Here is a 25975-nt window from a genome sequence, read left to right on the forward strand (position 1 = left end):
TTTTACGGTTGGTCCTTGCGAGCAGCGCCGTGTTCTCCTGAGCATCTTTGGACCGACCAGTTTAAAATGCCACCCAAGTGAAGACGCGGACCGTATTGTTATCGGATGCGCTCCGACCGGTGCCATCATAGTCGAGCTTGGCACCATCAAAACGAGAATACGCAATATACTGAATGCCCACTCGTGTTGCGAAACGAGTACCGAATGGAGAGTTCGGCCCGCTGAAAGGGGTGCCATCGAGTTGGAGTAGCAGACCCGTGCTGTCTGGTCGGTCGATCCGATTGCCTGAATATAACGAGGCGTTGCGTCGCCCTGTTATATCAAACGCACCGATCGTCGCGCCGATTTTGTTGCGCCAGTAATACGAAATGTCGCCGCGTACTTCATTTAGTGATCCGTCAGCACACGTGCGCAGGGGTGTCGGCGAGATTGAACCGTCGGCGATGCCCAATGCACAGCTAGCAAGCAGCGACTGTCGTTCATGAGTATAGCGGGTGTTGAACGTGATTGTATCGCTCGACCCGAACGTCCTGATGAACGACGCATCGAGGCCCACGTCTGAATAGTGGTTGGTGAGACCGGTGGTCCGGTCACGGCCTGGTCGGATATTAGCCTTGAGGGCAAAGGCACCGATTTCGGCCGTCCCGCCTGCGAGCTCCTGGCTGAACGCGACGCGGGCATAGGGAGCGGTTCCCCTGATATCGCCGGGACTGAACGGGTCAGCGCCGAGCCAACCAAGCGTACTCGCTCGCGGCGTCGAATAGCCGCCAACCTCAAGATAAATCTTTGAATCTATCCAGGCATAGGCGTTGAGACCGATGACATTCTGCGCGAGGCCCCCTGAAATGAGCGGGCTTGCTGACGGCCCTGGTGCCAGAGCTGACCCTGTATAGGGGTAGCCCCATGCCGGCAAAGTATTCCACGCATCGGTCACCGTTGGGTTATTGTTGAGGCTCAATCCGTAAACCAGATCCTTGCCGCCGATCGTTCCGGTGTTCACCGCGCGGAGATCGAGGTTGTCCCACGAAAAGTGCTTGCCGATTCCGTCATAGGTCGTTTGTACAAAGCCGCCGAAGTGCGATCCGATTCCTCCGCCGACGAAAATGCTTACCTGGTCCAGCGCCAGATTGTTGTTATCAGCAAAACCATCAGCGGCAGGCGACGGCAGAGGGCGCTTGGTGCTGGTAAAGGAAGCAACCGCCATCGCGGATACGGGCAGGTTGAAAGGCTTGGTTCGCAGCGTATAACCACCAAGCTTGAACGCACGACCGAATGGGGTCAGTTGCGGGCCAAAACCGCCGACATGGCAAGCGACGCATCGTTGCCCAGTCTGCTCGGCGAATGCTGGGATGGCAGACGCTGGTGCGGTCCCCACACCGCTGGCTACGACCAAGGCCAGAATTGAAGCTGCCCCGACCAAAGGCCAACGACCACGAAAAACACTGAGCGCGGTCGGCATCAGTCTATCCTCAGGTTATGTGCGCGAAACTGAGAATCGACGCCGCCGGTCAGTGGTGGGTTCGCCCTCATATTACGCTTTTGCCGCGTAGATCGTGCACCAGCCCGACGGGCTGATCGTTCCGGTGACCACTTTGCACGCAGCAGGCGGCTGCCATTGAAGGCATCCATCGCAGCGCGACTTGCCGCTAGGTTTTGGTCGATAGTTAACCGCCTTTTGCGAAACCTTGGTCGACGCCTCGGCGGGAGCGAATGCAATGGTGCCAGCGGCGACTATTCCCCCACCAGCGGCAGCGAGCAGGATCATCTCACGGCGTGAAAGACGGGAGAAAGCTTTGTTCGTTGTCATGATGTCAGGTCCGAGCAGTTTGCGGACTTACGATTAGAGCGCGTCGCAGCGTCGCGTAACCCTCGGAAAACACCTAGCGAGAAGATATATTAACCGGTTCAATCCCGGACGTTGGCGACTGGCTCTAACCAAGAGCGTGCGCCCGGCTCAGTTTGTTGCGACAGGGCTCCCTTCCGCAACGCCACTTCGCCAGTCACAAGATCAACAGCTCGGCCGACGCATAAGGCCGATGCAAAATGTCAGCTTTGGCGGTGGTTATTTCGTTATTCCCGCAACCTGCCGGACCTCTTTCCACCACGTTGCGACGTTCGCGATCAATCCCAAGCGCACATCGCCTGATAGCCGACCGGCAGCTTACGGGGAGAAAAGCGGACGTTGCCTAGCAAGCTTGTAGCGACGTATGCTCGGCAGGTATTGTTGCCCCCTAAAGGCGTGACAGAGCCTCGCAGGTTTTCGCGATGAACTCGCGGGGTGATCGATAGCGCAAAGCGCGGTGCGGATGCACCTCGTTATAATGGGCGAACCAACCGGGCAGTTGATCGATGACGCTCTGCGCATTGGGCTTGGGGTTCACACGGACATAATCGCGTTTCAGGGTGCGCACGAACGCCTCCGCCATGCCATTCGATTGAGGACTGCTGACCGGGGGCGTGCGCGGGATCAGTCCAATGCCTCGGGCGAAGGCACGCGTATCGCTGGCGGTGTAGCAGCTGCCGTTATCGGTGAGCCACTCGATGGGCTCGGGCACGCGATTCACCCGTCCGTAGCGATGCTCGACGGTGACGACCATCAAGTCCTGGACATCCTCGGCGGTGATGCCGCCCGTCGTCGCCACATGTCCCATCGCCTCGCGGTCGCAGCAGTCGAGCGCGAATGCGACACGCACCTTCTCACCATTCTCGCAGGTGATCTCCAACCCGTCGGAGCACCAGCGAGTGTTGCGCAGATCGACGGCGACCTGGCCGTCGTGACGCCGTTCCTCGCGGCGTTCGCCGTCTCGCTGTAGCAGCAGCCCGTGCACTTTCATGACGCGGTAGACGCGTTTCGGATTGGGCGCTCCGCGCCCGGTCTTCTCGGCTTGTCGGCGCAGCAAAGCATGAACACGGCGATAGCCGTAGGTCGGCAAATCGGCGACGAGCACGCGGATCTCGGCGACCAGGTCGGCATCGGGCAGCGGCGGTCGTCCTCGCGGCCGCGGCGGAGGTCGATTACGTACCGCGGACAAGTGTGGGCGGGCGACCCCGATCGCTTCTGCGACCGCGCTCACCGTCCATCCCCTGGCAACGAGGTCGAGCGTAACAGCAGTTTTTTTTGGGCCTGCGACCCGGGACACGGCCTCGCGGAGCAGCTCATTCTCCATGGCCTTCTTGCCGAGTAGCCGGTGCAGTTCGCGCACCTGTGCTTCCAGGGCGCGATACTCGGACGCTGGCACCACTTCCTCACCAGCTGCTGCGGCAGTCAGTGCGCCCTGGTTCATCAGCCTGCGCCATGTGAAGACCTGGCTGCCGCTGATGCCGTGCTGGCGGGCGACGAGCGATACGCTCATCCCCGGCAAATACGTCTCCTCGACGATCCGGACCTTTTCCTCCGGTGTCCACCGCCTCCGCCGCTGAACACCGGAGAGGACCTCGCCATCATTGTAACGTCTGATCGTACTGTTAGTCATATCCCTCACTCTTATATAAGAGCGAGGCCCTGTCAGGTCATTTAGGGGGCCACTTCAATAACGGACCGGGTTTCGCCGACACCTCTTGTGAATGAACACCCTTTAACCTGCGAGTTGGGCTGAGTTCATGTTGACGCGCTCACGCACCTTTCCGCCTGTATCGCGAACTTTTCAAACTCACTACGGACCAGAGGTCGTAAGATGTTAGAACCCGAAGATGCCAAGGATCTTATCGATGAAGCAATCGAAAGGGCCGAGGATAAACATGACGATAGCGAACGCGACGAGCGGGCGAAGGAACGAAAATTTCGCGATCGGGTATCGCTACTGGTCGGTATTTTCGCGGTAAGCCTGGCATTCGTCCACATGGCGGCAGCCGGGGCGCAGCGCGAAAGCCTCCGTCTCGGGATCGAAGCGTCGGATACCTTTGCTTATATGCAGGCGAAGATCGTGCGCGAGACCGTTTTGAAGACGGCAACTGCGGACCAGAATAACGCTGCCGGGAGTGGCGACTGGGCCAAGGAAGCCAAGCGACTGCGAGCGCCCGACAAAGCAGGACACGGCATTACACAGTTGCAGAAATCGGGAGAACAACAGCGCGAGACTGCCGAACATTCTGCCACCATTGGCGAACATTACGAGATCAGTGAAACGGCGCTCCAAATGGCCATCGTCCTCCTGTCGATTGCGCTTATTGGCCGGTCCTGGGTCGTGGCGAGCGGAGCATCCCTCATTGCGCTTTCCGGAATAGCTTTTGCGATCCTAACCAAGCTAGGCGTTATACTTTAACCTCAGTTCTCACGGCAGACGGCGGCCCCTGAGCGCCACGATCTATTGAGACGGGTGGCGATTTTGACGACCGTCCTGCGGCTTTTGCGGTCTTGGATTGCCCGGCTGATGCGCGGCATCTTGCTTGATCGCCGCCCGCACAGCATTTTGCTGTTCTTGCTGCATCGTCGCAGCGTGCGCACTGGCCTGAGCCACGATTTGGCGTTGAGTGTCGGCCTGTTGCCGCACCCGGCTGGCGGCTTGCTCAGCAATCCGCGATGCCTGCTGCTGACTTCTCTGTTGCTGTTGCTGTTGCTGTTGCTGTTGCTGTTGCTGTTGCTGTTGCCGTTGTTTTTGTTGATGCTGAGCATTCGCCGGACGCTCCGAATTGCGAAACGCCATAGCTTGGTCTCTGGCCACCCGCGCGCTGGCTGCCGCGTTGAGAGCGGCGGCGTGTTCACTCGCCACCTGCCGTTGTTGCCGCGTGATCTCTGCCTGTTGCCGGGAAAGTTGGGCCTGCTGCAATCGCACGTTGTTGGCATCTCTCGACTTGGCTGCATTGACCTGAGCTGCGATGTTTGCCGAACGTGCCGCGGCGTTCTGCTGCTGGCGCGCGAGTTGAGCCTGACGCTGCGCCTCTTGCTCAGCGTGTTGTCGCGCGTCGATCCCCTGAACAGCTGGCGCTTGCTGCCTAACCGGCTGAGGTTGAGGCTGCGGAATAGCCGAATGAATTGGCTGGACTTGGCGTCGGGTCGGCGGCTGTTGCGGTTGCGGCCCGCGCGGCGGCTGACCATAACCAGCATTTTGCGGCCCATAAGAACCCCCTGCTCGATCAGCAGGACCGCCTCCGCTCGGAGCCCCTCCATCATGGTGCCGGGTCAACGCCACGGCGGCGACACTGACGCCAATTCCGATAGCCGCAACATAGGCCGTCCGCCGGTTTTGTTCGTCCTGCCACGCATTGTGCTCATCCCTCTCATGCGCGTCGTGCCAGACTTGCCAGTCGGCATCGCGGGCACGCGCCGCCTCCCACGACTGACGCTGGGCGACCACGGCATCGCGGCGTGCTTGCCAGTCGGCGGCATAAGCGGCCTGACGTTGCTGATATTGGGCTGCGTGATAAAGCTGTCGTGCGCGATATAGATAACGCCCGGCAGCGTCGGCGCGCTCTGCGGCTCGAATATCGTCAACAGGAACGCCGTCAGAACCATAAACCCCGATCAGTTTGCCGCGGTCATAGGCATAGCCACCGTCGGGGTCGCTCACATAAAATGGCTGAGTGTCACCCGGCTGATAATAATAATCCCGCTGTCCCCCAGGAACCTGTTCGACGACGCGATAGCCGCCGCTGTTCGATCTCCATATCCACGGTCGGGTTCCCTGATAGTCCACCGTATAGTCGGGCGGCGTATCGCCGAACGCAGCGCTCATGGCATAGGCCCGTTCGGTGTATCGGTAACGGTCGGCGCGGGGCGCACCGGTGTACCGCAATGGCCGAGCCACGGATGGCAGCGCGCCAACCGGCGGTGCGGATTGCATGGCCACAGGGGGCGCCGTCGCCAGCGGCAGGGCAGCGATCGGCGGTGCGCTTGCAGGCTGGCCGCTATCGGCACTGTTCTGCGGGTTCGACGACGCCGGCTGGTTACAGGCGCTTACTGCCAAGCCGGCGAGCGACACGGCAAACGAGAGTTTTGCACTGATCGATCTGCGCCGGGACATTTCGTCACTCCATCTTAGCCACAAGTGATCATCCTAGACCGATGAATATGAACGCCTGACGCACGTTATGTTAAAGAACGTCCACTCCCTTGCGTGAACTTTCGTGACCTTCGGTCTTGTCGCCTGAAGCACGGCTCAAGATGCGCCGCACCAGCCCGGCAGGTGGTTGGCTTTCTGGCTATGGGACAGAGCCAGCGCCTTTGTCACCGCCTTATCCATGTCGTGCCCGATCAGCTTCGCGTCGATGCGATGCCGAAAAAAGTCGGCCCACAGGAACTCGGAATAGGGCGTCAGATCCTTGGCATAGCCGCCAGCGCGCCGCACCGCGCCCGCGATTGAGCGATAAGGATCATCCTCCATCTTCGATAATTTGCGCGGGATGTCATCGTAACGTCGCCGGACCCCCTTTACGTCAAAGGGGTGAAGCCAGTTGCGATTGTCCATGAAGGTCATGAACGCCGAGCGATCGAGCCGGTCGAGCCGCGCAACCACGCTGACAAGGACATGCTCGACCCCCTCATCAAGCAAGGCGCGGGCAAGGTGGTGGTTGTCAATCATCCAGGGAGTTTGCTTGGGACCAATGATGACGGGGATCATATGCGTTCCCAGAAATTCCGGGCCATCGCTCGCCACGCGCGCGCGCCAGCCGTGCCGCTTGCGTTCAACTTCTAGCATGCCAACTGTCATCTGCGTTGGTCGAAGATCGGCAAGCGCGATGGGACTGAGCTGCGGTTCCATTCTGCTATACATACATCATAATCCTTTTCGCTGAGCTGCTTCGACCGAGTCGGCAACACTGAAACCCGCGTCGCTCGCCAGTTCTGTCAGACCTGCCGCTGTCAACAACTCGCGCACCCGGTCGTGCGTCCGTGCCAGTCGCAAAACCATCCCTCTGTTCTGGATCAGCTTTTCGAACTCCGCCAGCACCTCGACCGCGCTGCTGTCGAAATCGTTGCTTTCTTCAAGACTGAGGATGACCTGCGTCCCGGCAGGATGTCTGACAGCGAGTTTACCGACGGCAGCCAGAGCCATATCGGCGTTGGCGAAAAACAATGGCGCATTGGGGCGATAGATCGCAATGCCATCGACCAGCCCGGCATCGTCATGGCGCGCCCGATCGACGAAGTCGTGACTGGTCCCGATCCTGCCCAATTCGCTGATCGTGGGCCTGCTAAGCCGGTGCAACAGCACACCGACCGACAGCGCCACAGCAATCAGCATTCCGTTCAGCACGCCGAAGCCGATGACGCCCGCGACTGCTGCCAGCGCAATCCACTGATCACGGTCGATCCGGAACAGTCGGCTGAAAGGACCGATCGCGAGCGCATGCGTAAGAGCGGCAATCACGACCGCCGCCAGCACCGGCTCCGGTATTCGCGCAACCGCCGATCCTGCAAAAACCACCAGCGCCGCCAAGGCAAACGACGCTACGGCAGCACTAAGCTGGCTGCTCGCACCCGCCGCCTCACTGGCGGACCCCGCCGAAAAGCCCGCGCCGACCGGCATTCCCTGAAAGAGCGCCGCCACCAGATTTGCGCCGCCGAGTGCGCCCAGTTCGCGATTGGCCGATAGCGTGTCGCCATGCCGCAAAGCCAATGCGCGCATCGTTCCCCAGCTTTCGGCGAAAAGGATCAGCGTCAGCGGCAGCGCCAGTTGCACTAGATGCGACCAGGTCTGGAACCCGAAGTTGGGAAGCGAGGGTTTGTCGAGTACGATCGCAATTGGCCCGACCAGCGCAACGCCGTGCGCCGGAAGATCGACCAGCGACGCCAGACCGACCCCACAACCAAGCACGATCAATGCTCCCGGCAATTTGCCAGCACGCCGTATCGCAAGGATAGCCGCCAGAGCGGCTCCACCGATAAGGATGCTGTACAGGCTCATTGCCTGAGTTTGCGACGCCAGTCTGCCGACCAGCAAGAAGATGTTCGGCGCTGCTAAGTGCAATCCCGTCAGACTTGGCAGCTGGCGCAGGATTATGGTGATCGCCAATCCAAAAGCAAAGCCACGCAGAACCGGACGCGCGATAAACCCGGCGAGGCCGCCAAGCCGAAAAAGCGCAATGACGCCGAACAATGCGGCGACGATCGCTACCATCGCCGTTGCAAGCATTGCCTTGTCGCTCGCGGTTCCCGGCAACGTTGCGAGAGCAGCAGCCAAAATCGCGGCGGAAGATGACGTCGGCGCAATTATAGCAAAGCGGCTCTGCCCGATAAGCGCATAGGCAAGCCCGCCAGCGACCGCGGCGACCAACGCTCGTCCAGGAGGAAGTCCTGCAATTGCCGCATAGGCAACCGCTTCGGGCAGCATGAGCCCGGCCACAGACAAGCCCGCGATCACATCCGCATTTCTTGAAGATTTTGATCTCGCGTTCATAACTTTTCGGGCATCGGCGATCTCAACGCAAATGACAATCTGCGGATATTTTAGAGGTCAGTATTTTTCACTATTACTCGTCCAGTACGCCGGACTCCGGGGCTTGCATTCATTTCGACCGAACGCCAGTTGTGTCGCGGGAGCCAATCAGGAGAGTATGATGAAACTGATCAATAGCTGTAGGGCAGTATTAACCGGAATTCTGGCATTCTGCCTCATCAGCGGAGTGACTGCGGCAGATGCAAAAGGCGTGGTCAAGGGCGCGGTCGTGGGTGCGACCGCTGGTCACTTTGTCGGCCACGGTCATGCAAAAGCAGGTGCTGTTGCGGGCGCAGTTGCCGGTCATCACCATGCAGCAAAGAAAGCTGCCCACGCAAAATAACAGTTGAGCCTCGCACCGCCTGATCACCCGATCAGGCGGTGCCTCTTTACTAAGCTTCCTTAGGGGAAAATCAGGCTTCCTGAATTGCAAAGAGCTTCCAGATGTCGCTCTCCTCGCGAACGAACGTCCACACCTCATTGGCTTCGGTTGGAGCGTTGGCCATTCCGCCGATTATCGTGCCGGTCGTTCGATCGCGCATCACATCGATACTTTCATAGCGCAGGCGTATGGTCGCAAAGTCGGCCTTCTCCTCCTGCCACGCTTCCAGGACTTCTGCGTCAATCAGTCTGGTAGCCGAGACCTCATTGCGCCTGTTGTGCGTTGCATTTTCGCCCAGCTCCTCTGCGAGAAACGACATGATTTCCCGCGTGGTCAGGCCACGCAAACGGCGATAGTCCTCTCTCCCAAAAGCATCCTGGACCTCGATCAACAATTGCTCGAACGTATTTTGGTCTGCCGGAGTGAGCGCGATATCTGCCGTTTCTACAGGATACTGGGATTGTTGCTGTGCGTCCCAGGGACGGGAGCCTACAGAAGGTGTAAATGGCAGTGGGTTCGTATAGCCCTGCTGGATTGTTGATTGCAGGGCCGTCCGTCGCCTCCAGAAAAAACCTATTACCAACCACGCGATTCCGCCGAAAAGAGCAATCTGAATCAAGGACAACAGGAATCCGCCACCTGCACTGCCACCGCCCCATCCTGATCCGCCACCGAGAAAATGACCGATGAGGCCGCCAGCGACCAAGCCCCCAAGCAGCCCACCACCCAAGCCGCCAAAGCGACTGCGTTGAGGCCCATAAGGCTGCGCGCCTGTGCCGGAGCGGAAAACGCTTCGGTCCGGCGCCATCGAACGCAGCGTCATAGAACGTTCGATTGGCGGAACATAGCGGCTCGTCCCATAGCCTGACCGTGGAGCGACATAGGTTCGCGATCCACGGCTCCCGAAACTTCCGCCGCGCCGCGCCTCGACAGGTTGGGTCAGCAGGCCAGCCAACATCAGAAAAGTGGCGATTAAAGTAACAAATCGGATCGATCGTGTGGACACCGGGTACCTCCGTAATGATGCAAGATAGGTGGCGACCGCCGACCTGCCAATGGCGTCAGAAGCGTATCATCCTTTCAAGTTCATTGGCGCGAGAGGCCGTCTTGCCGACCAGACAGCTATCGTCGAGTGTCTGATGATCCACCTTGCAGCTAGCCGACTTGCTGGACGTACGGCGGATATGGCGGGCGCGCCGCTCGCGATCGTGCTGATCGCGATGTTTTGCGCATGACATCCCCCTGTTTTTTAGTCCATTTTAAGCGAGAGTTTCCAGCCTTGTGAAGCCTTCGGCGAGGAGTTGGAAATGAAGAAATCTAGGTATACCGACGAGCAGATTGCGTTTGCGCTGAAGCAGGCGGAGACCGGGACGCCGGTGGCCGAAGTCATCCGGCGGATGGGAATTTCGGAGCAAACATTTTACCGTTGGAAGAAAGTGTATGGCGGTCTCGGCGTCGGCGAGCTGAGGCGTCTAAAGCAGCTCGAGGACGAGAATCGGCAGTTGAAGCAGTTGGTTGCCGATCTGAGCCTGGACAAGCACATCCTGCAGGATGTCCTGTCAAAAAAGCTCTGACGCCTGGACGACGGCGCGAGCTCGTCGCGTACGTCCATGCCCGGCCGAGGTTAGCTCGGTCACCGAGGGGGAGTGAGACCAACTCGATATTCGTTGTTCTTGATCTCTTTTGGGATGCCGATGCGCATTTGGTTTGTTAGCTTCTGCTGAAGGTGCGATTGGAAAGAGCGCCGTTGCGCTAACGCTGCTAGTGACGCACCGCCTGCCCGGTCGAGAGCTTGCGGTAGTCAGCTTCCGCGAAACCTGCTCGGCCTGACCCATGACGCGGAGGACGTTCCCGCCGGTGAGCATTCCGACGTCTTGGTCCGTCCACCCCCGGCGCATCAACTCGGCGAGCAGGGCGAGGCAGCTGGAAACGTCTTCAAGGCCATGCGGCAAGACGCTGCCAACCCCGTCGAAGTCCGATCCGATGCCAACTTGGTCTTTCCCAGCGACCTGCGCGATATGCTCGATGTGATCCGCGACCATCGACAGCGTTACGGGCGGCGGCGGGTTAGCCTTTTTCCAGGCTGCGACGGCGGCCGCTGCCCGGTCCGACTGGCCGATATACAGGCCGTTGAAGGGTGGGGAATTCATTTGTGACGTTTCGGTTGCCTCATCCGCGGCCCAGTGGCGATATGCATCGGAGATGTAGAATGAGGCAAAGTTCAAAGCAGACGTTTTTCTTACGCAAAACTGCGCGTGAAAGCGGCCACTTGTTCACTGACATTAGTGGAAATCGTGGCTTTTGATCGGAATTAATTCGCCAGCGTTTCTGAAGTGATAATCGGACCGTACGTGTGGCCGCCATTCGAAATCGCCACGATCAGGGGCGCCGGGATAGGTGGCGCCATCGCCGCGTGAAACCAGCCGGGGCAGATCGATATCGCCAACGGTGCGCAGCATCGGGGTAAGGTCGGCGAGGTGGTCGACAATGACGTGTATCACGCTTGCTTCCCTCTGCACCCGGCCAGAGATCGAAAGCATGGCCGATCCCATCACGACGCGGCGATTGGCCTCGAAACGGTCGGGCCAGAGGATCGCGTTGGCGACGCCGGTTTCATCCTCCAGCGTGATAAAGAGAACGCCCTTAGCGCTGCCCGGACGCTGGCGGACCAAGATGATCCCCGCGAGTTCGATGCGGCGTCCATCCTTGGTGCGATCGAGATCGGCGCAGGTAATCATGCCGCGCCGGGCGAGTTCACCGCGAAGAAAAGTAAGTGGATGCGCGCGCAGGCTGAGCTGAGTGGCACGGTAATCCTCAACCACCTCGCGTCCGGCAGTGAGCGGAGCGAGCACCGGATCGGGCTCGATGGTTTCTAGCAGCGCGAGTAGCGGTGGCGGACGGTCGCCCAGCCCTTTGATTGCCCATAGCGCCGCGCGCCGGTCGAGCCCGAATGCCTGAAACGCATCGGCCTGCGCGAGCCTTTCGAGCGCCGCGGGTTTGACCCCCGATTGCCGCCAGATATCGCCGATACTGCTATAGGGGCGCGCTCCCCGCGCCAGCAGGATGCGGCCAACGTCATTTGCTGCCAGCCCAGTAACGACGCGCATCCCCAGCCGCAACGGGCGCAGCGGCGAGCCATCGGGAGCACGCGCCGCATTCGAATCGTTGAACGGCTCGATTATGGTGTCCCATTCGCTATTTAGCACACAGACCGGGCGTATCTCGACGCCGTGGGCGCGGGCATCGCGCACGATCTGCGCGGGCGCGTAGAACCCCATCGGCTGGGCGTTAAGCAAAGCCGCGCAGAAAATGTCGGGATGGTGACACTTCAGCCATGACGAGGCATAGGCAATCTTGGCAAAACTGGCAGCGTGGCTTTCAGGGAAGCCGTAGCTGCCGAAACCCTCGATCTGTTTGACCAGCCGTTCAGCAAACTCCTCCTTAATGCCGTTTTTGCGCATGCCGCCGATCAGCCGGTCGCGAAAACCACCGACGCCGCCGGTCAGCTTGAAAGTCGCCATTGCCCGACGCAAGCTGTCGGCCTCGCTCGGCAGAAAGCCAGCACCGAGGATCGCGACCTGCATCGCTTGTTCCTGAAAGAGTGGCACGCCCAACGTCTTTTCGAGCACTTGTTTAAGCTTTGGGCTGGGATATTCGAAAATGGTGGCAGGATTGTTGCGGCGTTGCTCGCGACGCTTGAGATAGGGGTGGACCATGTCGCCCTGAATAGGTCCTGGGCGGACGATCGCGACTTGAATGGCAATATCGTAGAAGTTTTCGGGGCGCATACGCGGCAGCATCGACATCTGCGCGCGACTCTCGATCTGAAAGACGCCCAGCGTATCGGCGCGGCGCATCATTTCAAAAGTTGCCGCGTCCTCCTTCTGCAGGATGGGATCGGCCATTTCGATATCAATTTGCTTGTGGTGGCGGAGTAGATCGAAGGCACGGCGCATGCAGCCGAGCATGCCCAGTCCAAGAATATCGACTTTCATAAAGCCAAGTTCCTCGAGATCGAGCTTTTCCCATTCAATGACCTGGCGATTGGCCATCGCCGCAGGCTCGATCGGAACGAGATCGGCAAGCTTGTCGCGCGTCAGCACGAAGCCGCCGGGATGCTGCGAAAGATGGCGCGGCGTGCCGACCAAATCGCGCGCTAGTTCAAGCGCAAGCGCCAGCCGGGGCTCATCCTTGTCGAGGTTCAGTGCCTCAACATGTTCATCGGGCACCCCGTCGTTCGACCAGCCCCACACCTGCTTTGCCAATGCTGCGGTCATGTCTTCGGGAAGGCCCAGCACCTTGCCGACTTCGCGGATCGCGCCACGCGTGCGGAATCGGCTGACGACTGCGGTCAGGGCAGAATGATCACGGCCATAGCTGTCGTAGATCCACTGGATCACTTCCTCGCGGCGTTCATGCTCGAAATCGATATCGATATCCGGCGGTTCGCGCCGGTCCTCAGACAGGAAACGCTCGAACAGGAGCTGGTGCTTGACTGGATCGATCGAAGTAATACCAAGCACGAAGCAAATTACCGAGTTGGCTGCCGAACCCCGCCCCTGGCAAAGGATCTGCTGGCTTCGTGCGAATTGCACGATCGAATTCACGGTTAGAAAATAGGCAGCATACTGCCAATGCCCGACGAGCCTGAGTTCTTTGGTGAGCAATTTGCGATAGGCCGGGGTGGGGCGGTCGCCATGATTCATTTTATTGAGCGCCAGCCACGCCATCTTCTCGAGCGCCTTTTGCGGGGTGTGCCCGCTCATCACCCGTTCCTCGGGGTATTGATGCTTCAGTTCGCGCAGCGAAAAGGTGCAGCGTTCGACGATTGCCTGCCCGGCAGACAGCGCCTCAGGGTGGTGACGAAACAACCGCGCCATTTGCCCAGGCGGCTGGAGGTGGCGCCCAGCGTTGCGTTCGCGGGCAAAGCCAAGTGCGTCGATCGTGGTCTTTTCCCGAATTGCGGTGACCACGTCCTGGAGCATTCGCCGCGCCGGATCGTGATAGAGCACATCCCCGGTGGCGAGCGGCGTCAGCCCATGGGCCTGCGCGGCAAGCGCGGTTTCATGAAGCCTTTGCGCCTCTCCCGGCCGCCGCCAATGGGTCAGGCAAACATGACCGCGGCCCGGAAACAAATCTGCCATCCAGCCGAGCTGGATCGGGTCGGGCATCGCATCAGGGACCAGCGCCGCGACCAGCCCTTGCGACTGAGCGGCGACATCTTCCCAGTGGAGAAAGCATTTGCCCTTTTCACCACGTTGGGTGTCGGCCCGGCCCTTGCCCAGACTGAGCAACTGCGTAAGTCGCGACCAGGCTTGCTTGTCCTCAGGCCAGACAAGAAGCGAACTGCCATCGACAAGATCAAGCCGGCAACCGAACACTGGCCTCATGACCAGTTGCTGTTCTTTTTCAATCTGCTCGGCAGCAAATAGCGCCTGCACCACCCCCGCCACAGAATTCCGGTCGGTAATACCGAGCGCAGGCATGCCCATCATGGCCGCTATGACGAACAGTTCCTGAGGGCTCGATGCACCGCGCAGAAAGCTGAAATGGGTGGTGACCTGAAGTTCGCTGTAGGTCATCCAAAGCGGCCATGGAGGTACCATGTAAGGTCGCCGGTCTGGCCGCGTTCGCCATCCCCTCGACGAAACAGCCAGAAACGTTGCCCCGCAGCATCCTCGACCAGGAAATAATCGCGCACCGCGTCACGCTCGGCTGAATTCTTCCACCATTCGCCGGTAATGCGTTCGGGGCCGTCGGCACGGACGACAACGTGGCTATTACCACGCCAGGTAAAACGCTGCGGTGGTTGATCGGGTAATTCTGCAATGACATGATCCAGCCGCTCGGGCCGACGCAGGACGCGGGTAGGCCGCGGCCAGCGCGATTGCCAGGGATGTTCGATCACGCGCCTGTCGAGCTGCCGCACGTCGTCGCGCTTGTTTGCCTGCTGCTGACGGTTAGCAGCATCGAGGATCGGTCGTCGCCCTACGCTGCGTTCTGGAACATCACTTTCCAGCGGAATTTCGCGCCAGGTCGGCACCGAACGATTGGCAAGGATATCAACCAAGCTGCCAAGATCTGGCGCCGTGCTGTCCAGGGTTTCGTCGAACGGCTGTGCGCCCAACGGCTCAGCGCGTCTGACATGGAGGTGCAAGGCATCGACACCGTAACCGGGGTCGATTTCCTCGATCCTCCGGCAGATCAGGCGCAAAATATGCGTCGGATCGCGATTTGGCCGGGCAAAGCCGATACGGATCGGTTGCGGCTGGCCATCGATCCGGTCGGCGACAAAAAATAGAAGGCGAGCGCCCTGTCCCGCTTGGGCCAGCGCCTCGCATAATTGCGGAACCAGTTTGGCAAGCCAATGCTTGATGACCTCCGCCGATCCGATCGGCTCTGCAAAGCGCTGAACGACATGGATAGTTTCGGGCGGTATTACTGGAACCAGCGGTTCTGCGGCGTGGCCCAGCGCTTGGTCGAGACGCCGCGCAGCCTCTGCCCCAAAACGGCGGGCAAATGGCGCGCGCGGCAAGGCCGCAACATCGCCAATAGTTTCGATGCCCAGCCGCTGGAACAGCGCAAGGGTTGGCTCGGGAAGGCGAAGCGCCGCGGTCGGCAACCGCACCAGTGCATTGGCGTGGGTGCCCGGCGGGCAATGCAAAATCGGATCGGCCACAAACCGCGCCAATGCCCAAGCCGCGCCGGGTGTATCGGCAATGCCGATCCGCGCTGAAAAGCCTGTTCGCGCCAGCAATCGAAACAGCCTAGAGGCCATGCGCGCCTCACCACCATAAAGGTGCGCCACTCCCGTCAGGTCGAGGAAAAGCGCGTCGCTATCTGATTTTGCGACTATCGGCGTCCAGCGGCGGGCGATCAGCACCGCCAGCCGATGCAAATCGGCGGCATCGCCCGATGGATCGGCATTGCGGAGGATCGCTTCAGGAACCGAGGCGCGGACCTGAGTAAGCCGCATACCCGGCACCAGCCCCAAGGCCTGCGCCGCGGGTGATACCGCAGCAACCTCAATCCGGGACCCTATTCTGTGAGTGGTGACGAGGACCACGCCTCCAACGGGTATGGTCGGGGTTTGTTCGTCGCGGCAAACCTGACTGATCAGACCGGACATTGTCCGGCCCGTATCGTAAAACGCTGCAACCCCTGGCGGCCCGCTATGCGGATCGTTCGAGCCCCGCTCAAGATGCTTGTCTGGCCGTTGGCCTTCGCCGGGATAGCGCACGCTTGGCACTGCGGTGCGACGAAACGGGTGTTCAGCGCCCTCCGTCAGGCGTGACATCTTTTGCATCGGCGCTGCCCCTTCATCGAGCAGCATCGTTGTGAACGGATGATCGGCAGCTTCACTTGACCGGCCGAGCATTTGCATCGACGGCCGTTTATGATGTGGCAGTGCGGCGATCTGCATTTCAATGTTCTGGCGCGCCCAGCGTGCACCAGGTCGCCAGCCGGTATTTTTGGGCGCGTCGCATTGCAGCACCTGTTCGGCCAGAGCCGTAGTACGCAGGTCGCTCAAATTAGGACTAGCGACACAGCGTTCAGGCAGCGGCGCGAACGTCGGCTCGGCGTGCAAAATCCGATCGATCGACCAGTTCGACAGCCAGAGCGCAGCGACCCGTTTCATCGCAAGCCTCCAATATCATTTCAAAAGGATCGCCGCCGCGTTGGCGCACAAGTTCCGTGCGCCAACGCGCACGGCCAACTCCTTCCACCGCTAGTGGGACAGAGGGCACCGACGCGATCCGCCAGCGTGTGGTAGCGGCCGAAGGTTGGCTAAGCGGATCAACACCAAGCTTTGTGTGGTGCCGCATCAACAAGGGCAGTGTCGTTCCGCCTTCTGCGGCAAGCTGGAGCCTACGGGTCGCGGTAAGCCCCGCCTTCCTGACTTCTCCGACTACGGCACCAAGGCCGCGATGACGCAAAGCATCCTCCATTACCGCCAGCAATTCGTTATCGTCACGAGCTTCGGCATGGATCAGCCGTTCCGGCGGAAGTCCGGCCTGGAACAAGCCCGGCGCAAAGAGGCTGCTTCGGGTTACAAGCCAGAGCACTTGCCCACTCTGTCGGCCCGCAATGCCGGCTAGGAACAGTGTAGCAGCAGCGTCATCGCCCCAACGCGCTCCCGCTGCCGCCACCTCGTGCAGAGTGTCGATGCGGAGGCCCTTATCGGCAAGCCTGCTATCAGCTTCCGTAATCTCGAAGGGCAAGACTGCCCTGCCCGCACGATCTGCGGTTTCCATCGCAGCAAGCTGCTGACGAAGAAGGGATACAGCATAATTCATACTCGACTCGCAAAGTGATGTTGCCATTTTGTTCCTATTGGCGGATTTGTCAAATCAGGCATGTGTCTACCGGTTTTGCGTTAGCCCGGCACCTCCCCAACACTGAACCTTCGCGAGGTGGCCGATTACTCCGGGAGTTGTCGTGCCTTCAGCGTGAGAAACGCTCCCCGCTATGCGAGCGCCGTCCTTTTCAAATTTTCGTGCGCTCAGCGAGTATAAAAGACAACAGCGTCCATTTGCGATGTTGCATTGCGAAAGGTCTCCTTCAGGCAACGTCTGACGTTATTCTGGCCGCGGAGGTCGCTCGCAAGCGCATACCCGCACACTTTATCGACGGCTGTGCGGAGGCGATGATTAAGCCTGGTTCGATCGGCCTGTTGCTTAAGATCAAGGTCGGAGTGCGGCACCCGGGCTATTGGCAACGCAGATGGCACAGAGTGGGAGGGTGTCGTATGCACAGATAGCCAGACTGCGAAAACTGCAGAAGCGCAGCGCTTTTTCATCATAGCGTTCCTAAGCGTTCATCATTGAGGTGAACCAAGGTAGCCGATAATTTCGATACGCATGATCAACGATGTTGGACAACCGCTCTGCAAAAGTGCAGAACGAAAATATGATTGCTTGGGATGATTTACGCCATTTTCTGGCGGTTGCGCGAACCGGAAGCACCTTGGCTGGCGGCAGGTCGTTGCGGGTAAGCCAGACGACAACTTCGCGGCGAGTGTCGGCGTTGGAAGACGCGATCGGATTTGCCTTGTTCGAGCGCAAACCATCCGGTTTCACGATAACTCCAGCCGGGCAAACTTTGCTGGAGCATGCAGAAGCTGCAGAGTCCGCTGTCGAACGGTTTACCGATTGTGCAGGGGGGCAGGTCCGAGATATCTCGGGCCTTGTGCGCGTCACGGCGTTGGACATTTATGCGTTCACCCTGCTGACGCCGCTGCTCAGCGACCTGCACCGCCGTCATCCATCTCTTCGCATTGAACTCGACACTTCCGACCAGGCCCGTGACTTGGCAGAAGGGGCGGCCGATGTGGCGCTCCGCGTTGGCATAGCGCCTTCTGGCAGGGGGATAGTGCGACGCAAACTAGCCGTCGATTCCTGGACGCTATACTGTAGCCGATCTTATGCCGCTGCGCATAAGAAGCCGAGTTCCGCGGCCGATTTACGCCAGCATTCATTTGTTGGTGGAGGCGGGCCCGAAGTTTGGCGCAGATATTCATCGTGGCTTAAGCGCCATAAGCTTGAGGAGGCAGTTGTCATTCACTACTCAACCTGCCCCGGCCTGCTGGCGGCCGTTCGTGCCGGCTCAGGTTTTGCGGTTCTACCCTGCTTCGTCGCGGACCAAGATGAAGAACTGGTGAGATGCCTTGAACCGGTTGCAAATGAGGCTTCTGGCCTCTGGTTGGTTACACATGAACGCGTCCGACATTCTCCTCAAGTGCGCGCTGTGTACGATTTCCTGGCCGAACAGCTTAGCGAAATGGCGCGTGCCAAACGTCTCGATTGTTCTGATGCCTGGATTGTAGCTAGTTAATTTTTGCTGCAGAAATTGGCGGCAATACTCTGGTGCTCGACGGCGACAACGTCGCACGACGCAGGGTCCAGCCTGACGGTAGATAGTCGATGGGCATGTAAAAATAGAATGCACAGGACCCATCGGGTCGATAGCTTGCGCCTTTGACAAGTCCGAACGCGGTGGTGCCGCTGAACACCGGAGACCCGCTATCACCTGCTTTGCATTTTGGTCCTGAAATCGTGACCCACGTTGGCAGGCAAGCCCCGCCGCAAAGGTCGCCTGCCGGGGCAAAATCGGTCAACTCAACAAGAGCACAGCTATAGCCCGTGGCCTCGCCGCGATGACATACAAAATCCCCAGCGCGAGTTGCGGCATGCGTACGCTGCGAGTTCACCGGTCGTGATCGGGTGCGCGCACTGTCCGCATAGAAGAGCGGTGGCAGGGCATATGGGGCAGCATTGATTTGGACGTCTCGATAACCCCAGCCCCACTGACCGACGAACGTCAACGGGGTCGGATTGTGCTGAGGATCATAGTAAGTCATCGTGTCCGCACAGTGCGCCGCGGTAGCCACACCGTCACGCACGCCATCAGTGACAACAAATCCGCTGGTGCACATATAGCGTCGGTTATTGGCTGCGCCCATGCTTTCGAGACGCGACCCGCCCTCTACAGACAGGTTTTTGTCGATCCTGTCTAAGACCCGGACTTGTACGGGCACCCCGGCAATGGCTTCGAGCTTCGCTTTGACGGCGTTTACTCCCTCCGATGCCTCGGCTTTGCTGATGATGACAACGAGTTCACCTGACCGGGGATCAAGGCCCATACCGGATGGTCGCGTAAGGGCCGAACGAATTGCGGCCTGGTGATTGGTCATTGCCCAAATCACACGGTCGCGGGTGACTAGTGCACCGGTTCGAAAGACGATCGGGGTCGTCTGGCCGTTCAGCACCATCCGCTCTGCGGCCACTGGCTTCATACCCGTCAAGTTCACGACGATGCGATAGCTAGGGCGGTGTTCTATAGCGATACCTGCCAGTCGGTCGCGGTAGCGCTCGGCCAGCGCATCAGTGACAGGCACGCTTGCCTCCTGAGCAGCAAGGCGGTGCATTGCCTCTTCATGCGACACTCCGAATTGACTGGCATATTCCACTGCGTCCTCGGCCAAGGCATCTCCATCGGACTCGACAGTCGGTTCGATCTGTTCCGAGTAGCTGGCGGCCTGCGCAGGCCTTTGCAACTCTGTCGCCTCTGCCATTCCCGGCGATAATAAAACTGCTATCCTGAAAGCCAAGCTCAGTGAAAAACTGAAGATGGTATTTCGCAATATCATTGCCTCTGTTTAACAGGTCAAATCAGATATGGGTCAAGTACTCATCTGCGGGTCGGTCCGCCCGCCTCAATTTCCGGCAGGCAGAACTGGCGTTCATGGGTGCGACATCGAGGGCCCACTCATCGTCCGCTACCGGGCAGAAACCTTCTCCTTGTGTTTATAATAATAATGACCCGCCGCGCACCCGGCCATGGCGCCAGCGATGGCATGATGATGCACATAGTGTCCGGCTACGCCGCCCGCCAAAGCACCCCGAATGCAACCTTTGGCAAGCACAGCAGTGGGCACAAGCGTCACAGCGGACGCAAGCAGGGCGATTGCAATCTTTTGTATCATGGTCGTCTCCTTCAATTTTTGGCTCTATTAATTCCCGAGAGCATGCTTGAGGTCGCGCATCTGATCGTGGCCCTGGCGCACCGAGGTAAAGCAGCCTTCGATCTTCGCGCCGACTTCGGACGACAGGTCGGCGTCCGCCATCGCATTCTCGAACTTGACTTTGATATGATCCTCGCCACGTTCGACCTCACTCACAATTGCCTGATCGTCGTTTCCGGTAACCGTCGCCTTTAAGTTTAGGAATACCCGGTGTGCGCCTGCAAGTACGGTGCCATCGTCTTCGGGATTGCCGCCCAGACGCGAGACTTCGCTTTGAAGCGCGGTCGCGACCGTGCGCCGTTCGCTCGCTCGCTCCGTAAACATCTGCTGGTAACGACTATTCTCCGCATCCTTCGCAGCCTCGGTGTAGCCATCAATGCTGTCGAGCGTTGTCGCAATCAGACTGTTCAGCGTATGGATGTCGTGATCGGTATCGGCCATAATATATTTCTCGTTGCAAAGTTGACCGGATAACGCTTGAGCGAGAAATAGGTCCATGGGCAGCCATGGTTTTTCGCGCATTGTAGCGCTGGCGTGTGAGGCATCGTTCAAACGCAGGGACGGTTTTAATAGTAACCCCGTTCGGCTTGGGGTCCTACTTCTTCAAATGACATCCTCGATAGAAGCGGTAAACATTAACGGCACGCTACAAGCTGTTCAGCTGTAAAAAATCAACACTGTTCGATATCTTTGTGGGCATCGGCTAACGATGTTACAGAGGAGAGAGTTATATGAAGCGTTCATTATTGCTCACACGCGGCCTTAGCGTGTCGGTACTCTTGCTAATGGCTGCGCCTGCTTTGGCGGACGGAAAAGGGGATCGGGCAAAGGAAGCCATGGCGGCTGCCGAAGCCAAAGTTGAGATAGCCAACAAAATTGGCGCAACCGGGGAAACACCTCGCCTGCAGGCCCAAGCTCAGGCGGCACTTCGCGCCGCACATGAAGCCTTTGCCGCTGGACATAAGGAAGAGTCCATCGCGCAGGCCAATCACGCCGTCCAACTTTCGGATGAGGCAATCGGCACGACACAGAAAAACCGTGCTGCAGACAATCGTGAACAGCGCGCCGTGACTGAGGCGAGTGCCGCTGCTGCGCGTGAAGATGCTGCTGCAGCGAACGTCCGGGCCGATGCCGCCCAGCAGTCGGCGGCCGTCGCGACCGCTCAGGCTACGGCCGCGCGGGCTGCTCCGGTCATAGTGGCCGCACCAGCGCCGCAAGCAACGACCGTCACGACGGAATCAGAGGAGCGTTCTTCTGGATCGGCGTCGGCCGCAGCAAAGCGACCGGTCGTACGTCACGTCGTTCATCGCCGGGCTCATCACACGGTGACAAAAAGAACCCGCGTTACAGTGTCGACAAAAACGAACTGATCTGCACAGGGGCGGCCTCACCTAGGCCGCTCCTGCCTTTCGTCGTCTACGTGAAAAATGATCTGCCCAGTGCTGGGCGAAAAAGCCTCTGATTCGAAAAATTGCTTTACTTGGCTTCATGATCTGCCTGGCGGCAAGCAACCGCTTTCGCCTGACGCCGCGTCTCGATGCGGCGACTAAGGGTGATGAGACCAAAATGGCCTTGGCAGCTCTGCAGCGCAGCATTGTAGCCGAGGCTTTTTCAGCCGTGCTTATCGTTGAATTGGCTGTCTGGCTGGCACGCTTTAACCGCCCGCTTTGCTGTAAGGGTGCCGGGTCGGCGCGTAGATTGCGGTCAAGCCGGCCAACGAAGAACCTGCCGAAAGCGCAACTTGGGCGTTGTTTAAACGGAACGATGCTCTTCTCGGGCGGCCTCCCAAACCTCGCGCGCAGCGTCGGCATTCATGAGTGCTATCGTGAGGCCTACAACGAGATCGGGCCAAACCGAACGCCACAGTAGCGCCGTGACCAGACCGGCAGCAATAATCGCGATATTGGCAAGCGCATCGTTACGCGCCGACAGAAAAGCCGCACGGGTCAGGCTTCCGCCATGATGACGGTAGCGGGCGAGCATAAAGGTGCAGGTCAGATTAATTGCCAGCGCGCCCAAGCCTGTAATCGTCAGCAACCGAGCATCGGGAGCAACGGGTGCAGCGAACTTGGCCCACGCTGTCCACAACGTCGCGAGCCCGGGCACCAGCAGGATGAGAGCAAGCATCATGCCAAGGCGAGCACGGCTCCGCGCAGACCAGCCGATCGCGATGAGGATCAGAAGGTTCCCGGCCGCGTCTTCAAGAAAATCGATGCTGTCGGCGAACAGCGACACCGATCCGATTGCACGTGCCACCGCGAACTCCACGCCGAAATAGGCGAGGTTTAGCAGCGCGACAAGACCGACTATCCGTCGGAGGCTGACGTTTCCTGTGGTGTTTATTTCCTGTGTAATCTGTTCTCTCTTCCGGGTTGGTTTTGGCAAAAGCACCGCGCCCGTGCCTAGCAGTGTGGCCGAAATAGGCGAGTGCGTGGAGGCAAATGCGAAAAAAGTAAGCACAGCATGATAGGCGGGAATGCCTGAATGCTTGCTGCAGAGCACCCTCAGCTTCCATTCAAGTTCCGAGGTGCAAAGAGGGTGATATCGATTGAACAGTGCATTCACTTAAAACCACAGCGATATGAGGAGATACATTGTGGGATTTAAGCGATCACTCAAAACTGCGTTGGGCGTTGCAGCCGTTTTGGGTTCGTTGCCATCGGTCGCCTCTGCTGCGGGGAGTATCACCCTCTCAATTGGGTCGGGATACGATAATCCCTATTATGGTGTGGGCGGCTATTCCGATTATGGCCGCGATGTCTATTCAGACGGCAATTACGATGGTTCATACGATAGCCCGGCCATTTATGACGACGGCGACTATAACGCTGGTTATTATTCGGACTCGTACTCGGGCGCGTCTATGTGACCCGTCCCTATGTCATTCGCCAAGACTACTCCTCTTCAGGTCAGCAGTATCGGGGATCTCAGCGCTGCACTTCCGGAACTACCGGCACCATCGTTGGCGCGGTAGTCGGAGGGTTACTGGGAGGCGAAATAGGACGCGGTGGCTATTATGACCGACGTAGCACGACAGGGGCCATTATTGGCGCTGGGGGTGGAGCGCTTGCGGGCCCGAGCAATTGAACGGAACGGTTGCAGGTAACCGGTGTCGCGTCCTGTATTCGGTGCCGACGAATGGGTCAGCGGCGACTGCCCTCAGGGTAAATCTGGTGCCTCGGCGTGATCGTGCACCGTTTAGCCCGCTATGTTAACGAGCAGGTATCTCGCGCCTGAATCGCTCGGCACCCACCGCAAGTGCTTCATTTGAATACGGAGCGCTAAACGCGTAGCCCGGTCAAAGTCAGCCGTTCATGAGCGCCCATGATCGCGAGCGTTGCCACTGCGATGATGTTTCGCACCCTCAAAGTGAGGCCTTCAAAAGCGCGACAGAATCCAGCAATCGTTCGTGATCCAGTGGCTTTTCGAACACTCGAGAAAATCCGACAGCAAGAGCGCGCGCTTCGAGGGTGGCGTTAAAATGGCCCGTTATCAGAAGAGCTGATTCCGACCAGCCCTGCGTTCGCAGCCGCCCAAGCAGCGTCAACCCGTCGATGTCCGGCATAAGATAGTCTACGATTAGGCAGGTCCGCGCGCGGCTGTCGAGCTTTGCCTCAAGCAGCGCCTCGCCGCCAGCATAGAGGTCGACGTCGTAACCCCGCGCTGCCAGCAACAGCCTTAGAGATTCCGCACCGCTACGTCGTCGTCGAAAGACCACGTTCATTTGCTTGTCCCAGGCCCATATTTAATAAGGATGGTGACAGGAACGACAGGCGAGCGCTTTACGTAGAAGTCCCGACTCCGTCGTCGGGTAATTAGCTCCACCCTGCCGCGAACGCGATGCGAAGGACTTCGGCAAGGCTGCGAACTTCGAGCTTTGTCATCAAATGCGCGCGGTAAATTTCCACCGTGCGGGCGCTTATTCCAAGGTCGTAGCCGATTGTCTTGTTCGGCAAACCGTTGACAAGGCCACGCAATACTTCGCGCTCGCGCAGCGTCAACGCCTCCAACCGAACGACCGCGCGTTCGGCACGGTCGGCGCGGTGCCCGCTTTGGTCGATGCGGGCAAAGCCATCGCTTAGCGCCGCAAGTAGCTCTAACTTCTCGAATGGTTTTTCGAGGAAATCGACAGCCCCCCCTTTCATCGCGGAGACGGCGACGGTTACGTCGCCATGACCTGTCATTACGATTACCGGTAAAACAATCCCTCGCGCCTTCAACTCGGCCTGGACAGCCAGCCCGTCGATATCGGGCATTCGCACGTCGAGCAGGACACACCCGGGACCAAGCCCGTTGGCGGCTTTCAGAAAGTCTATGCCAGATGCAAATGCTGTCACAATGAACCCAGACGTCTTCAGCATAAAGCTCGCCGAATGCCGAATTGCTTCATCATCGTCGACAAGATACACATGGCGTGGGATGGTCATTGGCCAACCTCAGCTGCCGCAAGTGTGAAGCGGAAAGCCGTTCCTCCGTCCGCAGGCTTATCGAGCCAGATCGTGCCGTTGTGCGCCTCGATGATTGTCTGGCATATCGATAGCCCTAGGCCCATTCCAGCATCCTTTGTGCGGACGAATGGTCGAAACAGCCTACTCTCGACTTCGGTGTCGAGACCGGGTCCGGTATCCACAATGCTAATCCTGACCATTTGGTTGGCAATCGGGATTGCCGAGATCGACAGCCGTCGAACCGATGCATCCGCGAGCGCCTCAACGGCATTCTGGATAAGGTTGACCAGCACCTGCTGGACCTGAACCTTATTGACCAGTACGCCGGTGATCCGGTCATCGATGTCAAGGCGGACATCAATGCCCAGCTCGGCCACGCCGATCAAAGCGAGCGCATTGGCCTCGTTGATCAGTCCGCGCAGATTTTCAACACGCTTGTCGGTGTCACCGCGCGCAATAAAGTCCCGCAAGCGACGCACGATCTGTCCCGCGCGCACGGCTTGCATCGCGGCGTCGCCAAGCGCTTCGCGGACGATCGCGACATTCTCAGCATTGGGCACGTTAAGCAGGCCACGCGCGGCCTCCACGTAATTCGCTACCGCCGTCAGCGGCTGGTTGAGTTCGTGTGCCAGCGCCGACGCCACAGTGCCCATCGCACTGACGCGCGACGCATGAGCCAGTTCAGCCTGCATTTCCTCGAGGCGAACCTCGGTCTCCTGGCGACGTGTAAGGTCACGGATGAGGCCGGTGAATACGCGACTGTGTGCAGTTCTCGCCTCGCCTACCGATAACTCGATCGGGAAGGTTGATCCGTCGCGCCGCTGGCCAACAGTGATGCGACCAATGCCGATGATTTGCTTCTGACCTGTTGCCAGATAGCGGTTTATGTAATTGGCATGCTGTCGTCTGTCTGGCTCGGGCATCAGTATCGTGACGTTCTGCCCAATCACCTCGTTTTCGGCGAATCCAAACAAGTTTGTTGCCGCAGCGCTAAACGACACGATGACGCCGTCCTCGTCGATCACGATCATGGCGTCCGGAACCGTCGCCAGAATTGAATGAAGCAATGCCTCGCTGGTCGCTGTCGTTGCTTCAATCAAGATTGTGCTCAGTTTGATAGGCGTGGGACACCTTCTAGCACATTCGGCTTGGATTGCTGCGCCAGCATCAATGCACAAGGGGAAGCAGGATCGGACTATGGGCGAGCATGTGGCGCGACACCCCACCACGTCTTCGTTGTCCGTCT

26 protein-coding genes and 3 pseudogenes are annotated in these 25975 nt (G+C 59.0%); 11 read left to right on the forward strand and 18 right to left on the reverse strand.

The genetic code is table 11. From position 1 onward, the window contains the following. Positions 1-61 precede the first annotated feature (61 nt). The 3 genes from Q0R02_RS07265 to Q0R02_RS07275 form a co-directional block, all read right to left on the reverse strand. On the reverse strand, positions 62-1459 hold the full coding sequence (locus Q0R02_RS07265) for a hypothetical protein (protein WP_293882012.1): 1398 nt from the start codon (positions 1457-1459) through the stop codon (positions 62-64). A gap of 72 nt (positions 1460-1531) precedes the next feature. Beyond that, positions 1532-1807, reverse strand: a complete 276-nt coding sequence (locus Q0R02_RS07270; RefSeq protein WP_293882014.1) for a hypothetical protein — start codon at positions 1805-1807, stop codon at positions 1532-1534. Between the two features lie 424 nt (positions 1808-2231). Next, positions 2232-3473, reverse strand: coding sequence for an IS3 family transposase (locus Q0R02_RS07275; protein ID WP_293882016.1), 1242 nt, complete (start codon positions 3471-3473; stop codon positions 2232-2234). Positions 3474-3674: 201 nt separating this feature from the next. On the opposite strand from Q0R02_RS07275, the gene Q0R02_RS07280 reads away from it, so the two are divergent. Then, a complete protein-coding gene (locus Q0R02_RS07280; RefSeq protein ID WP_293882017.1) occupies positions 3675-4262 on the forward strand; it encodes a DUF4337 family protein in 588 nt (195 codons plus the stop codon). Positions 4263-4304: 42 nt separating this feature from the next. Here the strand turns inward: Q0R02_RS07280 and Q0R02_RS07285 are convergent, their stop codons facing one another. Then, positions 4305-5786, reverse strand: coding sequence for a hypothetical protein (locus Q0R02_RS07285; protein ID WP_293882018.1), 1482 nt, complete (start codon positions 5784-5786; stop codon positions 4305-4307). Here Q0R02_RS07285 and Q0R02_RS07290 point away from each other — a divergent pair. Beyond that, positions 5779-5988, forward strand: a complete 210-nt coding sequence (locus Q0R02_RS07290; RefSeq protein WP_293882019.1) for a hypothetical protein — start codon at positions 5779-5781, stop codon at positions 5986-5988. The two genes, Q0R02_RS07285 and Q0R02_RS07290, sit on opposite strands and share 8 nt — an antisense overlap. 107 nt (positions 5989-6095) lie before the next feature. Here the strand turns inward: Q0R02_RS07290 and Q0R02_RS07295 are convergent, their stop codons facing one another. Both Q0R02_RS07295 and Q0R02_RS07300 read right to left on the reverse strand, forming a co-directional pair. Continuing rightward, the gene (locus Q0R02_RS07295; protein WP_293882020.1) at positions 6096-6710 is read right to left on the reverse strand and encodes a ParB-like protein; all 615 of its coding nucleotides are present in this window, start codon (positions 6708-6710) and stop codon (positions 6096-6098) included. Between the two features lie 3 nt (positions 6711-6713). Next, positions 6714-8300: a SulP family inorganic anion transporter gene (locus Q0R02_RS07300; protein ID WP_293882021.1), complete on the reverse strand. Its 1587-nt coding sequence runs from the start codon at positions 8298-8300 to the stop codon at positions 6714-6716. Positions 8301-8496: 196 nt separating this feature from the next. Here Q0R02_RS07300 and Q0R02_RS07305 point away from each other — a divergent pair, with 196 nt between their 5' ends. After that, a complete protein-coding gene (locus Q0R02_RS07305; RefSeq protein ID WP_293882022.1) occupies positions 8497-8718 on the forward strand; it encodes a hypothetical protein in 222 nt (73 codons plus the stop codon). 70 nt (positions 8719-8788) lie between these two features. On the opposite strand, the gene Q0R02_RS07310 is transcribed toward Q0R02_RS07305, so the two are convergent. Beyond that, complete coding sequence (locus tag Q0R02_RS07310; protein WP_293882023.1) at positions 8789-9580, reverse strand: TIM44-like domain-containing protein; 792 nt, start codon at positions 9578-9580, stop codon at positions 8789-8791. Positions 9581-9791: 211 nt separating this feature from the next. Here Q0R02_RS07310 and Q0R02_RS07315 point away from each other — a divergent pair, with 211 nt between their 5' ends. Both Q0R02_RS07315 and Q0R02_RS07320 read left to right on the forward strand, forming a co-directional pair. Then, positions 9792-9992 carry a hypothetical protein gene (locus Q0R02_RS07315; protein ID WP_293882024.1) on the forward strand — a complete coding sequence of 67 codons (201 nt, stop codon included), beginning with the start codon at positions 9792-9794 and terminating at the stop codon, positions 9990-9992. 72 nt (positions 9993-10064) lie between these two features. Next, positions 10065-10328: pseudogene (locus Q0R02_RS07320) on the forward strand (transposase); the annotation flags it as partial. A gap of 270 nt (positions 10329-10598) precedes the next feature. Here Q0R02_RS07320 and Q0R02_RS07325 read toward each other — a convergent pair. The 3 genes and pseudogenes from Q0R02_RS07325 to Q0R02_RS07335 all read right to left on the reverse strand — a co-directional run. Further along, positions 10599-10907: pseudogene (locus tag Q0R02_RS07325) on the reverse strand (membrane dipeptidase); the annotation flags it as partial. A gap of 132 nt (positions 10908-11039) precedes the next feature. Beyond that, a complete protein-coding gene (locus Q0R02_RS07330; RefSeq protein WP_293882025.1) occupies positions 11040-14339 on the reverse strand; it encodes an error-prone DNA polymerase in 3300 nt (1099 codons plus the stop codon). After that, positions 14336-16396 carry a DNA polymerase Y family protein gene (locus tag Q0R02_RS07335; RefSeq protein ID WP_293882027.1) on the reverse strand — a complete coding sequence of 687 codons (2061 nt, stop codon included), beginning with the start codon at positions 16394-16396 and terminating at the stop codon, positions 14336-14338. Before Q0R02_RS07335 ends, Q0R02_RS07330 begins: the two co-directional genes overlap by 4 nt. Positions 16397-16541: 145 nt before the next feature. Between Q0R02_RS07335 and Q0R02_RS07340 the strand changes: the two genes are divergently transcribed. Next, the gene (locus Q0R02_RS07340; protein ID WP_293882029.1) at positions 16542-16856 is read left to right on the forward strand and encodes a hypothetical protein; all 315 of its coding nucleotides are present in this window, start codon (positions 16542-16544) and stop codon (positions 16854-16856) included. Positions 16857-17260: 404 nt separating this feature from the next. Here the strand turns inward: Q0R02_RS07340 and Q0R02_RS13805 are convergent, their stop codons facing one another. Beyond that, complete coding sequence (locus tag Q0R02_RS13805) at positions 17261-17560, reverse strand: UrcA family protein (protein ID WP_367271443.1); 300 nt, start codon at positions 17558-17560, stop codon at positions 17261-17263. Positions 17561-17628: 68 nt separating this feature from the next. Here Q0R02_RS13805 and Q0R02_RS07345 point away from each other — a divergent pair, with 68 nt between their 5' ends. Then, positions 17629-18591, forward strand: coding sequence for a LysR family transcriptional regulator (locus tag Q0R02_RS07345; RefSeq protein WP_293882030.1), 963 nt, complete (start codon positions 17629-17631; stop codon positions 18589-18591). On the opposite strand, the gene Q0R02_RS07350 is transcribed toward Q0R02_RS07345, so the two are convergent. From Q0R02_RS07350 to Q0R02_RS07360, 3 genes are all read right to left on the reverse strand, one after another. Continuing rightward, positions 18584-19900: a S1 family peptidase gene (locus Q0R02_RS07350; protein ID WP_293882032.1), complete on the reverse strand. Its 1317-nt coding sequence runs from the start codon at positions 19898-19900 to the stop codon at positions 18584-18586. The genes Q0R02_RS07345 and Q0R02_RS07350 overlap by 8 nt on opposite strands. Positions 19901-20035: 135 nt before the next feature. Then, positions 20036-20242 (reverse strand): hypothetical protein, encoded by a 207-nt coding sequence (locus tag Q0R02_RS07355; RefSeq protein ID WP_293882034.1) that lies wholly within the window; start codon positions 20240-20242, stop codon positions 20036-20038. 27 nt (positions 20243-20269) lie between these two features. Continuing rightward, complete coding sequence (locus tag Q0R02_RS07360) at positions 20270-20803, reverse strand: PA2169 family four-helix-bundle protein (RefSeq protein ID WP_293882035.1); 534 nt, start codon at positions 20801-20803, stop codon at positions 20270-20272. A gap of 209 nt (positions 20804-21012) precedes the next feature. On the opposite strand from Q0R02_RS07360, the gene Q0R02_RS07365 reads away from it, so the two are divergent. Next, positions 21013-21651, forward strand: a complete 639-nt coding sequence (locus Q0R02_RS07365) for a hypothetical protein (RefSeq protein WP_293882036.1) — start codon at positions 21013-21015, stop codon at positions 21649-21651. 100 nt (positions 21652-21751) lie between these two features. Beyond that, complete coding sequence (locus tag Q0R02_RS13810; RefSeq protein ID WP_367271444.1) at positions 21752-22150, forward strand: CopD family protein; 399 nt, start codon at positions 21752-21754, stop codon at positions 22148-22150. Here Q0R02_RS13810 and Q0R02_RS07370 read toward each other — a convergent pair. Then, positions 22034-22846, reverse strand: coding sequence for a cation transporter (locus tag Q0R02_RS07370; protein WP_293882038.1), 813 nt, complete (start codon positions 22844-22846; stop codon positions 22034-22036). The genes Q0R02_RS13810 and Q0R02_RS07370 overlap by 117 nt on opposite strands. Positions 22847-22877: 31 nt before the next feature. Here Q0R02_RS07370 and Q0R02_RS07375 point away from each other — a divergent pair, with 31 nt between their 5' ends. Together Q0R02_RS07375 and Q0R02_RS13815 are read left to right on the forward strand one after the other, a co-directional pair. Further along, positions 22878-23150 carry a hypothetical protein gene (locus Q0R02_RS07375; RefSeq protein WP_293882040.1) on the forward strand — a complete coding sequence of 91 codons (273 nt, stop codon included), beginning with the start codon at positions 22878-22880 and terminating at the stop codon, positions 23148-23150. 47 nt (positions 23151-23197) lie between these two features. Next, positions 23198-23387 (forward strand): annotated as a pseudogene (locus Q0R02_RS13815) (glycine zipper 2TM domain-containing protein); the annotation flags it as partial. 258 nt (positions 23388-23645) lie between these two features. Here Q0R02_RS13815 and Q0R02_RS07380 read toward each other — a convergent pair. The 3 genes from Q0R02_RS07380 to Q0R02_RS07390 form a co-directional block, all read right to left on the reverse strand. Further along, positions 23646-24005 carry a response regulator gene (locus Q0R02_RS07380; RefSeq protein WP_293882042.1) on the reverse strand — a complete coding sequence of 120 codons (360 nt, stop codon included), beginning with the start codon at positions 24003-24005 and terminating at the stop codon, positions 23646-23648. Between the two features lie 91 nt (positions 24006-24096). Continuing rightward, the gene (locus Q0R02_RS07385; RefSeq protein ID WP_293882043.1) at positions 24097-24708 is read right to left on the reverse strand and encodes a response regulator; all 612 of its coding nucleotides are present in this window, start codon (positions 24706-24708) and stop codon (positions 24097-24099) included. Beyond that, complete coding sequence (locus Q0R02_RS07390) at positions 24705-25829, reverse strand: PAS domain-containing sensor histidine kinase (protein ID WP_293882044.1); 1125 nt, start codon at positions 25827-25829, stop codon at positions 24705-24707. Before Q0R02_RS07390 ends, Q0R02_RS07385 begins: the two co-directional genes overlap by 4 nt. Between the last annotated feature and the right edge of the window lie 146 nt (positions 25830-25975).

Origin of the sequence: Sphingomonas sp., assembly GCF_025353885.1 — a bacterium.
Taxonomy (GTDB): Bacteria; Pseudomonadota; Alphaproteobacteria; order Sphingomonadales; family Sphingomonadaceae; genus Sphingomonas_O.

Excerpts from the sequence above, each read along its gene's own strand:
- Q0R02_RS07385 (WP_293882043.1), bottom strand. The coding sequence starts at position 24,708 with ATGACCATCCCACGCCATGTGTATCTTGTCGACGATGATGAAGCAATT.
- Q0R02_RS07290 (WP_293882019.1), top strand. The coding sequence starts at position 5,779 with ATGGCCACAGGGGGCGCCGTCGCCAGCGGCAGGGCAGCGATCGGCGGT.
- Q0R02_RS07335 (WP_293882027.1), bottom strand. The coding sequence starts at position 16,396 with ATGAAACGGGTCGCTGCGCTCTGGCTGTCGAACTGGTCGATCGATCGG.
- Q0R02_RS07275 (WP_293882016.1), bottom strand. The coding sequence starts at position 3,473 with ATGACTAACAGTACGATCAGACGTTACAATGATGGCGAGGTCCTCTCC.
- Q0R02_RS07295 (WP_293882020.1), bottom strand. The coding sequence starts at position 6,710 with ATGTATAGCAGAATGGAACCGCAGCTCAGTCCCATCGCGCTTGCCGAT.
- Q0R02_RS07280 (WP_293882017.1), top strand. The coding sequence starts at position 3,675 with ATGTTAGAACCCGAAGATGCCAAGGATCTTATCGATGAAGCAATCGAA.
- Q0R02_RS07305 (WP_293882022.1), top strand. The coding sequence starts at position 8,497 with ATGAAACTGATCAATAGCTGTAGGGCAGTATTAACCGGAATTCTGGCA.
- Q0R02_RS07310 (WP_293882023.1), bottom strand. The coding sequence starts at position 9,580 with ATGACGCTGCGTTCGATGGCGCCGGACCGAAGCGTTTTCCGCTCCGGC.
- Q0R02_RS07380 (WP_293882042.1), bottom strand. The coding sequence starts at position 24,005 with ATGAACGTGGTCTTTCGACGACGACGTAGCGGTGCGGAATCTCTAAGG.
- Q0R02_RS07270 (WP_293882014.1), bottom strand. The coding sequence starts at position 1,807 with ATGACAACGAACAAAGCTTTCTCCCGTCTTTCACGCCGTGAGATGATC.
- Q0R02_RS13805 (WP_367271443.1), bottom strand. The coding sequence starts at position 17,560 with ATGATGAAAAAGCGCTGCGCTTCTGCAGTTTTCGCAGTCTGGCTATCT.
- Q0R02_RS07360 (WP_293882035.1), bottom strand. The coding sequence starts at position 20,803 with ATGCGCGAAAAACCATGGCTGCCCATGGACCTATTTCTCGCTCAAGCG.
- Q0R02_RS07265 (WP_293882012.1), bottom strand. The coding sequence starts at position 1,459 with ATGCCGACCGCGCTCAGTGTTTTTCGTGGTCGTTGGCCTTTGGTCGGG.
- Q0R02_RS07330 (WP_293882025.1), bottom strand. The coding sequence starts at position 14,339 with ATGACCTACAGCGAACTTCAGGTCACCACCCATTTCAGCTTTCTGCGC.
- Q0R02_RS07365 (WP_293882036.1), top strand. The coding sequence starts at position 21,013 with ATGAAGCGTTCATTATTGCTCACACGCGGCCTTAGCGTGTCGGTACTC.
- Q0R02_RS07345 (WP_293882030.1), top strand. The coding sequence starts at position 17,629 with ATGTTGGACAACCGCTCTGCAAAAGTGCAGAACGAAAATATGATTGCT.
- Q0R02_RS07355 (WP_293882034.1), bottom strand. The coding sequence starts at position 20,242 with ATGATACAAAAGATTGCAATCGCCCTGCTTGCGTCCGCTGTGACGCTT.